The organism is Rhodoglobus sp. GW821-FHT12B09, assembly GCF_058809925.1.
Genome location: NZ_JBXATB010000002.1, coordinates 478,477 through 491,240, shown reverse-complemented (window position 1 = coordinate 491,240; position 12,764 = coordinate 478,477). Strand labels below are relative to the sequence as shown.

The 12,764-nt window shown below is 70.5% G+C and carries 13 protein-coding genes; 9 read left to right on the top strand and 4 right to left on the bottom strand.

The window, feature by feature from the left end; translation table 11 throughout:
- Positions 1 to 332 precede the first annotated feature (332 nt).
- From AC1RTC_RS06950 to AC1RTC_RS06935, 4 genes are all read left to right on the top strand, one after another.
- Positions 333 to 1,592: an ABC transporter ATP-binding protein gene (locus AC1RTC_RS06950; RefSeq protein ID WP_493154747.1), complete on the top strand. Its 1,260-nt coding sequence runs from the start codon at positions 333 to 335 to the stop codon at positions 1,590 to 1,592.
- Complete coding sequence (locus AC1RTC_RS06945; protein ID WP_493154746.1) at positions 1,568 to 3,136, top strand: hypothetical protein; 1,569 nt, start codon at positions 1,568 to 1,570, stop codon at positions 3,134 to 3,136. Before AC1RTC_RS06950 ends, AC1RTC_RS06945 begins: the two co-directional genes overlap by 25 nt.
- A 44-nt stretch (positions 3,137 to 3,180) precedes the next feature.
- Positions 3,181 to 3,441 (top strand): DUF3039 domain-containing protein, encoded by a 261-nt coding sequence (locus AC1RTC_RS06940; protein ID WP_493154745.1) that lies wholly within the window; start codon positions 3,181 to 3,183, stop codon positions 3,439 to 3,441.
- Between the two features lie 254 nt (positions 3,442 to 3,695).
- Positions 3,696 to 4,520, top strand: a complete 825-nt coding sequence (locus AC1RTC_RS06935; RefSeq protein ID WP_493154744.1) for a putative endonuclease domain-containing protein — start codon at positions 3,696 to 3,698, stop codon at positions 4,518 to 4,520.
- An 88-nt stretch (positions 4,521 to 4,608) separates the two neighbouring features.
- Here the strand turns inward: AC1RTC_RS06935 and AC1RTC_RS06930 are convergent, their stop codons facing one another.
- Positions 4,609 to 5,919: a nicotinate phosphoribosyltransferase gene (locus AC1RTC_RS06930; protein ID WP_493154743.1), complete on the bottom strand. Its 1,311-nt coding sequence runs from the start codon at positions 5,917 to 5,919 to the stop codon at positions 4,609 to 4,611.
- 26 nt (positions 5,920 to 5,945) lie between these two features.
- Here AC1RTC_RS06930 and murI point away from each other — a divergent pair, with 26 nt between their 5' ends.
- From murI to rdgB, 3 genes are read left to right on the top strand one after another with little or no spacing between them, the layout of a single operon-like run.
- Positions 5,946 to 6,779 carry a glutamate racemase gene (gene murI, locus AC1RTC_RS06925; RefSeq protein WP_493154742.1) on the top strand — a complete coding sequence of 278 codons (834 nt, stop codon included), beginning with the start codon at positions 5,946 to 5,948 and terminating at the stop codon, positions 6,777 to 6,779.
- Positions 6,776 to 7,501 carry a ribonuclease PH gene (gene rph / locus AC1RTC_RS06920; RefSeq protein ID WP_493154741.1) on the top strand — a complete coding sequence of 242 codons (726 nt, stop codon included), beginning with the start codon at positions 6,776 to 6,778 and terminating at the stop codon, positions 7,499 to 7,501. Before murI ends, rph begins: the two co-directional genes overlap by 4 nt.
- Positions 7,498 to 8,124 carry an RdgB/HAM1 family non-canonical purine NTP pyrophosphatase gene (gene rdgB, locus AC1RTC_RS06915; RefSeq protein ID WP_493154740.1) on the top strand — a complete coding sequence of 209 codons (627 nt, stop codon included), beginning with the start codon at positions 7,498 to 7,500 and terminating at the stop codon, positions 8,122 to 8,124. Before rph ends, rdgB begins: the two co-directional genes overlap by 4 nt.
- Here rdgB and AC1RTC_RS06910 read toward each other — a convergent pair whose 3' ends face one another.
- Positions 8,125 to 9,078 (bottom strand): L-lactate dehydrogenase, encoded by a 954-nt coding sequence (locus tag AC1RTC_RS06910; RefSeq protein ID WP_493154739.1) that lies wholly within the window; start codon positions 9,076 to 9,078, stop codon positions 8,125 to 8,127. It abuts the gene before it with no gap.
- A 63-nt stretch (positions 9,079 to 9,141) separates the two neighbouring features.
- Between AC1RTC_RS06910 and AC1RTC_RS06905 the strand changes: the two genes are divergently transcribed.
- Positions 9,142 to 10,392 carry an Nramp family divalent metal transporter gene (locus AC1RTC_RS06905; protein ID WP_493154738.1) on the top strand — a complete coding sequence of 417 codons (1,251 nt, stop codon included), beginning with the start codon at positions 9,142 to 9,144 and terminating at the stop codon, positions 10,390 to 10,392.
- Positions 10,389 to 10,982 (top strand): metal-dependent transcriptional regulator, encoded by a 594-nt coding sequence (locus AC1RTC_RS06900; RefSeq protein ID WP_493154737.1) that lies wholly within the window; start codon positions 10,389 to 10,391, stop codon positions 10,980 to 10,982. The genes AC1RTC_RS06905 and AC1RTC_RS06900 overlap by 4 nt, the downstream gene beginning before the upstream one ends.
- On the opposite strand, the gene AC1RTC_RS06895 is transcribed toward AC1RTC_RS06900, so the two are convergent.
- Positions 10,979 to 11,581 (bottom strand): response regulator transcription factor, encoded by a 603-nt coding sequence (locus AC1RTC_RS06895; protein WP_493154736.1) that lies wholly within the window; start codon positions 11,579 to 11,581, stop codon positions 10,979 to 10,981. The two genes, AC1RTC_RS06900 and AC1RTC_RS06895, sit on opposite strands and share 4 nt — an antisense overlap.
- Positions 11,578 to 12,657, bottom strand: coding sequence for a sensor histidine kinase (locus AC1RTC_RS06890; protein WP_493154735.1), 1,080 nt, complete (start codon positions 12,655 to 12,657; stop codon positions 11,578 to 11,580). The genes AC1RTC_RS06895 and AC1RTC_RS06890 overlap by 4 nt, the downstream gene beginning before the upstream one ends.
- Positions 12,658 to 12,764: the final 107 nt, after the last annotated feature.

Sequence of the window (12,764 nt, the reverse complement as noted above, 5' to 3'; positions counted from 1 at the left end):
CAGGCATGCGTAGCGATCGGCGAGAACTGTTTGCCGAACGTTAACCATGGGGATGCTATGCGGACACACCTTTGTGCTGTATCCACCGTACTGAACGCACCTGTGTAGAACACGGGAACTGCCGGGTTGTTGCCTATTTGTGATGCTAGCTCAAGACGGGCTCGAAGGCTTGGTAGGTTTGTGCAGTGGACAACGCCCCAGACTCCGGCCCTGCCAAAAAGCCGACGCCTCGGACGAACAGCCGTCCCAGCGGTACTCGCAAACCGCCTCCCGTGCGCAAGCCGGCCGCACGCAGGCCGGCGCCCAAACCGCCCGTCGAGCAGGCGCCTCCTGTGGTCGAGACGCCCGTCGAGGAGCTTGAATTCGAGGATGCCACGGTGCTCTCGCCGCGCGACGCGGAACTGCGCGAGCAGGCTGCGGCGGCAGAGACCCCCGTCGACGTTGAGCCGGAGCCGGTCGTTGAGCCCGAGCCGATCGTCGAGCCGGAGCCGATCGTCGAGCCGGAGCCGATCGTCGAGCCCGAGCCCGTCGCCGACGACCACATCGACGAGCCCGTCGCCGAGCCCGCAGCCGTGACCGCGAGCTCGCCGGGATTCGCCGCGAGCCTCTCGGCGTGGGGACGACGGGTTGCCGCGGCATCCAGCGCCCGTGTTGCCGCCGCGCGCGAGCAGCGTGCGGCGAGGTCGGCCAAGCCGGAGGCAATCGCGGAGGACGTCACCGCGCTCGCCCTTGACGAGAGCGCTGCTCCGGCCCCTGTCGTGAAGCCCGCCAAGAAGCGCGGCAAGCCGGGCAAGGAGCTGTTCCCCGAGATCGCGGCGGGCAGGCAGCGCTCCGGCTCGGTGCTCTCCGTGAGCGGTCTCACCAAGAGCTTCGACGGCAAGATCGCGGTCGACGGAGTGAGCCTTGAGGTCACGGCGGGCGCCTTCTACGGCATCGTCGGCCCGAACGGCGCGGGCAAGACCACGACGCTGTCTATGATCACCGGCCTGCTCCGACCCGACTCGGGCACTGTCGTGGTCAACGGCTCCGACGTGTGGACCGACACCGTGCAGGCCAAGCGCATGATGGGCGTGCTGCCCGACCGGCTGCGGCTCTTCGACCGCCTCACCGGCGGACAGCTCCTCTACTACGCGGGCGTTCTGCGCGGGCTCGACAACGCCGTCGTGCGCGCGCGCACGGCGGACCTCGCCCAGGCGTTCGGACTTGAGGAGTCCCTCGGCCGCCTGGTCAGCGACTACTCGGCCGGGATGACGAAGAAGATCGCGCTCGCCGCGGCGATGATCCACTCGCCGCGACTGCTCGTGCTCGACGAGCCGTTCGAGTCCGTCGACCCGGTCTCGGCGGCAACGGTCACCGAGATCCTCAAGAAGTACGTCGCCGCGGGCGGCACCGTCGTGCTGTCGAGCCACAGCATGGACCTCGTCCAGCGCATCTGCGACCACGTCGCGGTCGTCGTGCGCGGGGAGATCCTCGCCGACGGCACAATGGCGGAGGTGCGCAACGGGCAGACCCTCGAGGAGCGCTTCGTCGACCTCGCCGGCGGCCGCACGACCGTGGAGGGGCTCGAGTGGTTGCACAGTTTCTCCGACTGAGGCTGACGCTGCTCGCCAATAACTTCCGGCGCGGTCCCAAGCAGCTCGCCGGCATGATCTTCGGCCTGCTCTACGGCCTCGGCCTGGCCGCGGTCATCGCCGCCGGCCTGGGCGCGCTGCGGGGTGCGACGCCGGACATCGCGCGGGTCATCCTCATCGTCTTCGGCGCTCTCGTCGTGCTCGCGTTCCTGCTGCTGCCCCTCGTGTTCGGCGTTGACGACGGCGTCGACCCGCGCAAATTCAATCTGTTCGGCATCAAGACGGGCCGTCTGGCGCTCTCGATCGCGATCGCCGCGGCCGTGAGCTTGCCCACTCTCATCGTCGTGATCTTCTCGATCGCTCAGGTGGTCGCGTGGTCGCGCGGCGTCGTCCCGGTGCTGTTCTCCCTGCTCGCGGCGCTGCTCATCATTCCGACCTGCGTGCTCGCCGCCCGAGTCTCGACCGGCACCGCGGCCGCCTTCCTGTCGTCGCGGCGCTCGCGGGATGCCTCGGGCATCCTGCTCGTCCTGGTGCTGGCGATCGTCGCGCCCCTGGTCGCGCTCGGCGCCACCACCGACTGGCAGGCGCAGGGGCTCCCGGTGATGCGCCGCATCGCCGCCATCGTGTCGTGGACCCCGTTCGGCGCCGCGTGGAGCGCGCCCGGCGACGCGTCCCTCGGCCGCACGGACATCGCGTGGTTGAAGATCGCCATCGCCGCCGTCTTCCTGCTGCTGCTGTGGTTCGCGTGGCGCGCGCTCGTCGCCGACGTGATCGTGCGCCCGCAGCCGGAGACCGCGGCCCGCCACTACGCAGGTCTCGGCTGGTTCGAGCGCCTCCCGGCCACCCCGCTCGGAGCGATCGCCGCGCGCAGCCTCAGCTACTGGGGCCGGGATGCCCGCTACCGGGTGTCGCTCGCCGTCATCCCGGTGGTGCCGGTCGTGATGGTGATCGCCCTGCTCATCGCCGGTGTTCCCGCGGACTTCATCGTGTGGCTGCCGGTGCCGATCATGTGCCTCTTCCTCGGGTGGACTGTCCACAACGACATCGCCTACGACAGCTCAGCGTTCTGGGCGCACGTCTCCGCGGACACGAAGGGCACCGACGACCGCTGGGGCCGCATAATCCCGGCGCTGCTCCTCGGCATCCCTCTCGTGCTCGTCGGCAGCTTCGCGAGTGTGATCGTGGTGGCCGACTACTCGATCTTCCCGGGCCTCGTCGGCCTCAGCCTGTGCGTGCTGCTCGTCGCGCTCGGAATCTCGAGCGTCATCTCCGCCGCCTTCCCGTACCCGGCCGTGCACCCGGGCGACAGCCCCTTCGCTCAACCGCAGGCGGCGGGTGCCAGCGGCTCGGTCATCCAGTCGCTCTCGTTCCTCGTGACGGTCGTGCTGGCGGCGCCCGTCGTCGTGCTCGTGTTCGTCTTCCCGCAGCTTCCCTCGGTGCAGTACCTCGGTCTGGGCCTGGGGGCCGTCATCGGCATCGGGGTACTGGTGGGCGGCGTGTTCTGGGGCGGCCACATCGTCGACAAGCGCGCGCCCGAGCTGCTCGCGTTCACGCTCCAGAACTAGTCGCCAGCCTGCGCCGCCGCAGCCCCCGGACGTAGAATCTCAGGATGGCTGACCTCGACCAGACCGGTGGCGGAACCGACACCCTGGACCGCGAACTCGAAGAGCTCCTCTCGAAGGAGCTCGTCGAGGACGGGGACCACGAGCGCTTCTCGCACTATGCCCCGAAGAACAAGATCATGGAGTCCGCGCTGACCGGCAATCCGGTGCTCGCCCTGTGCGGCAAGCTCTGGGTGCCCGGCCGCGACCCGCAGAAGTTCCCGGTGTGCCCGGAGTGCAAAGAGATCTACGAGAAGCTCAAGGACTAGCGTCTAGTGCTCGCTTGACGCACGACTTGCCGCAACACGCTCGGGGCGGCAGGTTTGGGCGACAAGGTGAGGCAACTCGTTGCCTGTGGATCGGCCGGAACGAGTTTCACCGGTCTACGCCACCCTGACGTATGCCCGATACGCCTCCCCCTTTCCCCCGAGGGCCGTTCTCGGTCGGCTCAGCTTTGGCTGCCGGTGTGACGGCGGGCCGTCTGCGCAGCGCGGCGCTGGCTCGCCCGTTCCATGGCGTGAGGATGGTCATCCCGCCCACCACTCTCGTCGACAGGTGCACCGCGCTGCGCGTGAGGATGCGGGAGTCCGACGTGTTCAGCCATCTCACTGCCGCCCGGCTGTGGGGAATGCCCCTGCCTCTTGGGCTCACGGATGACCGGCTGCACGTGACAAGCCCGGCGCCGACGCGAGCCCTTCGCGGTCGGGGCGTCGTCGGCCATAGCGAGTCGCTCGCCGACGACGAGACAACATTCCTTAGCGGGCTGCCGGTGGTCGCTCCCGCCAGAGCATGGGCCCAGATGTCCACCATCGTGGGCTGGCCAGACTTGGTGGCACTGGCTGACTTTCTCGTGACGGGGCTGCCGCTCAAGAACATCCTGCCGCTGGCGACGGTGGATGAGATTGAGGCGGCCCACCTGCGCGCGGGAGGCAGAGGGGGCGCCAGAAGGCGGCGAGCCTTGGAGCACGTCGCGATCGGCCCCTTCTCGCGGCCGGAGTCACTCTCGCGCATCGTGTTCCGGCTCGCGGGGTTGCCTGAGGCGAGGATCAATGAGCACGTGCTGGACGAGCGCGGATCCTTCCTGGCTATGCCCGACCAGGCATGGCAGGACTACCGCGTCGCCTACGAGTATGAAGGAAAGCATCACGGTGAGGACAGACAGTATCGTCACGACATCACCCGGATCGAGCGCTTGATCGATCACGGATGGCTCGTGGTGAGAGCAACCGCCGATGAGCTCTTCGACTGCCCGGGGGCACTAGCTGCCAGGGTCGCTCACCGGTTGGCATCCCGCGGCTGGGAGGGCAGAGCCCGCGAGTTGCCGCAACATGTCGTGTTCACCCGGTGACCAGTGCACTTTGCGGCAAGTCGCGGATGGATGTGGGGCAGGCGCGGCGCGGGGCGGGCAGCGCGGCGCGGGGCGCGGGGCGGGGCGCCTAGGCGTACACGGTCGGGATCGCGGGCTCGCCGCGGCTGAGGCGGAACGCGTCGTCGGGCAGCTCCGCGACTGCCTGCTCGTGGTGCTCGCGCGCGAGGGCGGTGCCCTCCGGGCCGGTGTAGCGGGCGTCGACGGTGCCGTTCGTCAGCAGCGGCACGAGCAGCGGGCGCTCCGCGGTTCCGCCGGCCGGGGCGGAGTCGACGTAGATCGTCTCCGCCTTCGCGAGCCCTGAGGAGTGCAGCGAGCGCACGGGGTGCTTACGCCCGCCCACGGTGGCCTTCGCCGCGGACTTCTTGGCGACGCTGACCCACTCGCCCGCGGCATCCCGGTGCGCTACTAGCTTGTAGACCATGCCGGAGGCCGGCTCGCCGGAGCCGGTGACGACCGACGTTCCGACGCCGAACGAGTCGACCGGGGCGGCGCGCAGGGCCGCGATCGTGTACTCGTCCAGGTCGTTCGTGACGGTGATGCGGGTGTTCGTGGCGCCGAGCGAGTCCAGCTGGGCGCGCACCGCGGCCACCTGCGCGGGGAGGTCGCCCGAGTCGATGCGCACGGCGCCGAGGCCCGTGCCGGCGACCTTGACCGCCAGCTCCACCGCGGCGGGGATGTCGTAAGTGTCGACGAGCAGCGTGGTGCCCGGCCCGAGCGCGTCGACCTGCGCCTGGAACGCCTCCTCCTCGCTGTCGTGCAGGAGTGTGAAGGAGTGCGCGGCGGTCCCCATGGTCGGGATGCCCCACGAGCGCCCCGCCTCGAGGTTCGAGGTGGCTCCGAAGCCGACGATGAACGCCGCCCTCGCCGCGGCGACTGCCGACCGCTCGCCGGTGCGCCGGGACCCCATCTCGGCCAGCGGCCTGCCAGAGGCCGCGGACACCATCCGGGCCGCCGCCGAGGCCACGGCCGAGTCGTAGTTGAGCACGCTGAGGGTGAGGGTCTCGAGGAGGACGGCCTCGGCGAAGGTACCGTCCACGACGAGGATGGGGGAGCCCGGGAAGTAGAGGTCGCCCTCCTGGTAGCCCGTGATGGTGCCGCGGAAGCGGTAGTCCGCGAGCCAGTCGACGGTCTCCGGCCGCACCGCGCCGGACGCGCGGAGCCACGCGAGCTCGGCATCCCCGAACCGGAAGTCCTCGATGAGCGACAGCAGGCGCCCGGTGCCGGCGACGACCCCGTAGCGCCGCGTCTCGGGCAGGCGCCGCGCGAACACCTCGAACACGCACTCGCGCTCGTGGGCTCCACTGCCGATCGCGGCATCGAGCATGGTCAGCTCGTAGCGGTCCGTCAGGAGGGCGGTGCTGGGTAGCGCTGTGCTCATCTCTAGAGACTAGTAACCTCGTACGAATGAGCAACGCGCCGATCGGAGTCTTCGACTCAGGGGTCGGCGGGCTCACCGTCGCGCGGGCCATCATCGACCAGCTGCCGCGCGAGTCCATCCTCTACGTGGGCGACACGGCCCACTCGCCGTACGGCCCGAAGCCGATCGCGGAGGTGCGGGGCTACGCGCTCGCCGTCATGGACGACCTCGTCGCCCAGGGCGTGAAAGTCCTCGTCATCGCCTGCAATACGGCGTCGGCGGCGATGCTCCGGGATGCCCGTGAGCGCTTCACCGACGGCTACGGCATCCCCGTGGTGGAGGTGATCCAGCCGGCCGTGCGCAGCGCGGTCCGCCAGACCCGCAACGGGCGCGTCGGCGTCATCGGGACTGTCGGCACGATCAAGTCGAAGGCCTACGAGGATGCCTTCGCCGCCGCATCCGGGCTCGAGCTGTTCACGCAGGCCTGCCCCAGGTTCGTCGAGTTCGTCGAGGCCGGAGTCACGAGCGGCCCCGAGCTCTTCGCTGTCGCGGAGGAGTACCTCGCGCCGCTCAAGACCGCAGAGGTCGACACGCTCGTGCTCGGCTGCACGCACTACCCGCTGATGTCCGCCGCCATCCAGTACGTGATGGGCGACGCGGTGACGCTCGTGTCGAGCGCGGAGGAGACCGCCTACGACGTGTACCGCACACTCGTGGCGCACGGTCTGGAGCGCACGGCGACGGCGCCGGCCATCCACGAGTTCGAGGCCACCGCCGACACCGCGGCGTTCAAGCGGCTCGCCGCACGATTCCTGCCCGAGGTCGCGAGCGTGGAGTCGTTCGAGACCGGATCCATCCCCATTCAGAGAGAAGCACGATGACGAGACATGACGGCCGTTCGGCAGACCAGCTGCGAGAAGTGACGATCGAGCGCGGCTGGAGCGACCAGGCAGAGGGCAGCGCCCTCATCTCGTTCGGCCGCACCAAGGTGCTGTGCACGGCGTCGTTCACGAACGGCGTTCCGCGCTGGCTGACCGGCAAGGGCAAGGGCTGGGTCACGGCCGAGTACGCGATGCTGCCCCGCAGCACCAACGACCGGATGGACCGCGAGTCGGTCAAGGGCAAGATCGGCGGCCGCACGCACGAGATCTCGCGGCTCATCGGCCGCTCGCTGCGAGCCGTGATCGACACCAAGGCCCTCGGCGAGAACACGATAGTGATCGACTGCGACGTGCTGCAGGCGGACGGCGGCACGCGCACGGCGGCGATCACGGGCGCGTACGTGGCGCTGGCCGACGCGATCGAGTGGGGCCGTGCGAAGGGCTTCATCGGCAAGAACGCGAAGGCCCTGCACGACTCGGTCGCCGCGGTGAGCGTCGGCATCATCGACGGGGAGCCGCTGCTCGACCTCGCCTATGTGGAGGACGTGCGCGCCGAGACCGACATGAACGTGGTCGTCACCGGTCGCGGCCTGTTCGTCGAGGTGCAGGGCACCGCAGAGGGCGCGCCCTTCGACCGCCGCGAGCTGGACGCCCTGCTCGACCTCGCGGTGGGCGGCGCCGCCGACCTCACCAAGCTGCAGGTGGAGGCGCTCGCGCGATGATCCAGCTCGTTCTCGCCACGCACAACGCCCACAAGGTCGAGGAGCTGCGGAAGATCCTCGGCCCGGCCCTCGAGGGCATCGAGCTCATCGGCTACGACGGGCCCGAGCCGGTCGAGGACGGCGACACGTTCGAGGCGAACGCGCTCATCAAGGCGCGGGCGGCGGCGGCCTTCACCGGGCTGCCCGCCATCGCCGACGACTCGGGCATCTCGGTCGACGCGCTCGACGGGGCCCCGGGCATCCACTCGGCAAGGTATGCGGGCACGAGGAGCGACACCGACAACGTCGACCTCCTGCTGAAGAACCTGGGCGACGAGGCGAACCGCGCGGCGCACTTCACGTGCGCGGCGGCGCTGGTCGTGCCGCCGCCCGTCGGCTCGGTGGGCCCGGATGCCCCGGCCGAGCCCTCGGCGGAGTTCGTCGAGCTCGGCATCTGGCACGGCTCCATCCTCGAGGAGCCGACCGGCCCGAACGGCTTCGGCTACGACCCGGTCTTCAAGCCGGCCGGGCTCTCGGTGAGCTCGGCGGAGCTGCGGCCCGAAGAGAAGAACGCGATCTCGCACCGCGCCCTCGCGTTCGCCGCGATCATGCCCGTGGTTCGCCGGGAGCTGCTGGGGGAGTAGCTAGAGGCCGAGCTCCTGCAGCGAGGCGGTGATCGCCTCCGCGGACCTGTGCAGCTGCTGCTCCTCGTGCACCGAGAACGGCATCTCGATCACCTGGGACACCCCCTGGGCATCCACGACGCTCGGCACCGAGAGGGCGATGCCGTTCACGCCGTGGTAGTCCTCGAGCACGGAACTGACGGGGAGGATGGCCCCTTCGTCGCGCAGCACGGCCTCCACGATGCGCGCCCCCGAGAGCCCGATGGCGTAGTTGGTGGCGCCCTTGCCCGCGATCACCCGGTACGCGGCGCCCTTGACGTCGGCAGCGATGGCATCGAGCTCGTCCGCCGTGAACGGCATGCCCTCGGCCGGCTGCCAGTCGAGGATCGGCACCGGACCGATGCTGGCCTGCGACCAGAGAGGGAACTCCGAGTCGCCGTGCTCGCCGACGATCATCGCGTGCACGCTGGTGGGAGAGACCCCCGCGCGCCGGGCGAGCAGCCACCGCAGGCGGGAGGAGTCGAGCACGGTGCCGGAGGCGAAGACCCGCGAGGCGGGCAGTCCGCTGATGCGCTGGGCGGCCACGGCGAGGACGTCGCACGGATTCGTCACGAGCATGAATACCGCGTCCGGTGCCCGCTCGACAAGTTTCGGCATGAGGTGCCGCAGAATGCCCACGTTGACGGCGGCAAGCTCCAACCGCGATTGGCCGGGATGCTGCTTCGCGCCGGCGGTCACGACCACCATGTTCGCCCCGATGATCACGTCGAGGTCGTCGCCGCCCGTCACGACGGAGGCGCCGGTGAACTGCGTGCCGTGCGCGAGGTCGAGGACCTCGGCCTCGACCCGCGCCGAGTCGATGTCGTAGAGGACGATCTCCCGCGCGGACTGCCGGATCAGGGAGGCGTAGGCGAGCGAGGTGCCGACAGCGCCGGCTCCGATGATCGCGAGCGTGGAGTTCTCGATAACTGCCATGTGACCAGACTGCCCGAGCGGCGCTCCGTGGACTAGGCCCTTGGTCCCCTGTAAGGTTTCGGTATGCCGAAATCTCCGGAGCTGACCCGGATCGCGCCCCAGGGCCGCGCCCGTGCGACCCTCCTCGCGCTCGGCCCCGCCTTCGTTGCCGCGATCGCCTATGTCGACCCCGGCAACGTCGCGGCGAACCTCACGGCGGGCGCCCGCTACGGGTACCTGCTGCTGTGGGTGCTCGTCGTCGCCAACGCAATCGCGGTGCTCGTGCAGTACCAGTCCGCGAAGGTCGGCATCGTGACGGGCCGCAGCCTTCCCGAGCTGCTGGGCGAGCGGCTGCGGGATGCCCCCCGCCGGGCCTACTGGGTCCAGGCCGAGCTCGTGGCCGCCGCGACCGACATCGCCGAGGTCCTGGGCGGCGCTATCGCGCTGCACCTGCTGTTCGGCATCCCGCTGCTCGCGGGCGGAGTGATCGTCGGCATCGCCTCCATGGTCCTCCTGAGCGTGCAGAGCCGCCGCGGCCAGCGCTCCTTCGAGCTGGTGATCATCGTGCTGCTCGGCGTGATCGTGGTCGGGTTCGTGACCGGGCTGCTGTTCACCGGCGTCGACCCCGCGGAGGCGGTCGCGGGCATCGTGCCGCGCTTCCAGGGCACCGACTCGGTGCTGCTCGCGACCAGCATGCTCGGTGCGACGGTCATGCCCCACGCGATCTACCTGCACTCGGCGCTCGCCCGCGACCGCCACGGCGAGTCGCACGACCCGGGCCGCATCGCCGGGCTGCTCCGCGCCACGCGCTGGGATGTGGGCGGCGCCCTGTTCGTCGCGGGGGCCGTGAACATCTCCATGCTCCTGCTCGCGGCCTCGGCGCTGCGCGGCATCGACGGCACTGACTCGATCGAGGGCGCGCATGCCGCCGTGGTCGCGACGCTCGGCCCCGCCATCGGGGTCGTGTTCGCGATCGGCCTGCTCGCGTCCGGCCTCGCCTCGACGAGCGTCGGGACGTACGCCGGCTCGGCGATCATGGGCGGGCTCCTGAAGGTGCGGGTGCCGCTGCTCGCGCGGCGGGTCATCACCCTCATCCCCGCCCTCGTGGTGCTCGGGATCGGCTTCGACCCCACGCGCGCACTCGTGCTCAGCCAGGTGGTGCTGAGCTTCGGCATCCCGTTCGCCCTCATCCCGCTCGTGTTCCTCGCGAGCTCGACGAAGGTCATGGGCGAGTTCGTCAACCGGCCGTGGCTGCGGGTCGCCGGCTGGGCTTCGGCGGGCCTCATCACCGTCCTCAACGTGCTGCTGATCGTCCTGGTGGTGAGCGGCACGTGAACTCGGTCGTCGAGGACTACCTCAAGGTCATCTACGCGCACACCGAGTGGCAGCCCGAGCCGATCACGTCGGGCGCGCTCGCCGCGCGGCTGGGGCTCGCCGCGTCGTCCGTCACCGAGATGGTCAAGAAGCTCGTCGCGCAGGGCCTCGTGGTGCACGAGCCCTACGGCGCGATCGAGCTGACCCGGGATGGCACGGCGCTGGCCCTGCGCATGCTCCGCCGCCACCGGCTCATCGAGACCTGGCTCGTCGATCACATCGGCTACACGTGGGACGAGGTGCACGACGAGGCGGAGATCCTCGAGCACGCCATGAGCGACCGGCTGCTCGATGCGCTGGACGCCCAGCTCGGGCATCCCGTGCGCGACCCGCACGGCGACCCGATCCCGACGGCGGAGGGAGCCGTCGACCGCCCGGCCGCGCGGCTGCTCGCCGACGTGGCCGGCGGCCGCGTCGTGCGGATCTCCGACCGCGACCCGCTGCTGCTGCGCCATCTCGAGGCCGAGGGTATCGTCGTCGACGCCGTGGTCACCCCCGAGCAGCGCCGGCAGCTCGCGCCGGAGGCCCTCGCCTCGATCTGGGTGGGCTAGAGCCAGTTGCGCTCGCGCGCCCGCCGGGCAGCCTCGTGCCGCGACGACGTGCCGGTCTTCTGCAGCGCCGCGGAGAGGTAGTTGCGCACCGTCCCGGAGGCGAGGTGCAGGCTGGCGCTCATCTCCCGCACGGAGTACCCCTCGGCCGTCAGCCGCAGCACGTCGAGCTCGCGCTCGCTGAGGGGGCAGTCGTCCATCATGGCCGCCGTGGAGATCTCGGAGTCGATGTAGCGGCGCCCGGCGTGCACATCCGCGATGATCAGGGCGAGTCGCTCCGGGTCGACGGTCTTGCCGAGGAAGCCCCGGATGCCCACCGCCAGCGCCCGCTTGAGCACCCCCGGCCGGGCGTGCCGCGTGAGCAGGATGATGGGCTGGCCCGGCCGGTGCTCGAGGATCGCGGCGGCGGTCTCGATCCCGTCCATGCCCGGCATCTCGAGGTCGAGGAGGACGACGTCGGGGGCGTGCTCCCGAGCGCGGGCTACCGCGTCCGGCCCGTTGTCCGCCTGCGCCACCACGGTGATGTCGTCCTCCAGGTCGAGGAGGGAGGCGAGGGCCACGCGGAGCAGGTTCTCGTCGTCGGCGATGAGGACGCGGATCATCCGGCCGCCGCCTCGGTCGTGAAGACGCCGTCGCGGGTGCTCGTGCGCAGCGTGCCGCCCACCGCCGCGAAGCGCTCCGCGAGACGCGCGAGCCCGCTCGGGGGCCGGCTCGTCGCGGGGCTGCCGTCGTTGGCCACCGTCAGGCGCTGCGGCTCGATCGCGATCGTAACGGTGGTCGGCTGCGCGTGCCGGAGGATGTTGGTGGTCGCCTCGCGCACGACCAGCCCGAAGAGCTCCTCGTGCGGTCCGGGAGTGGGCGCGCCCGTGGTGGTGCACGCGATGCCCGCAGCCTCGAACAGGCTCTCGGCGTTGGCGACCTCGCCGGCGAGGGTCACCTTCCGGTCGCCGAACGCGAGGCTGCGCGTGTTCGCCAGGGTCTCGGCGATGAGGGCGTCGGCCTCCGCGAGCTGGGCGCGCGCGGCATCCGGGTCACTGTCGATGAGCTTGCCGGCGAGCTTGGTGGTGAGCCGCAGCACGTGCAGCGTGTGGCCCTGGATGTCGTGCAGGTCGCTTGCGAAGCGGTAGCGCTCCTGCGCGACGGCGAGGTCGGCGGCGAGCTCCCGCGCGGCGTCGATCTCGAGATAGAGCCCCCACGCGTAGCGGTTGAGGAACAGCAGGAACGCGGCGGCGCCGGCGCAGGCGACTGCCGACACGGCGGGGAGCACCCAGAGCTTCTCGGGCCAGACCAGCCACGCGACCGCCACCGGCACGAGAGCGAGTACCACCGAGAGAAGGGCGAGGGCGGTGCGGTGCCGCCGCAGTTGCGAGATCGGCACCATCGCGATGATGAACAGCACGAGGGCGGAGATCGGCGACTGGAGGAGGAAGACCGACACCGTCCACAGTGCGGATGCCGCGGCCACGAGCGGCACGGTGAGCCACAGCGGGGGCATCCGCTCCCACCAGCTGATGTAGTACGTGGCGCCCGCGCCGACGAGGATCAGGGCGATGCGGTACCAGGTCGAGGTGGTGCCCACCGCCGAGATCACGACGAAGAAGGCGGTCATGAGTACGAGCGACCAGCTCGTGTACCGTCGCATGCGCGCGAGCGCGCGCTCGGCCCCCGTGGTCTCCATGCTCCAATCCTCTCGTGGATGCCCGCGCGAGAGCAGCGCGCGATGTCACGCCCTCGTGTGACAGGTGTCATACCAGGACGTGCCCGCTCGCCCTACCGGGGCCGCCG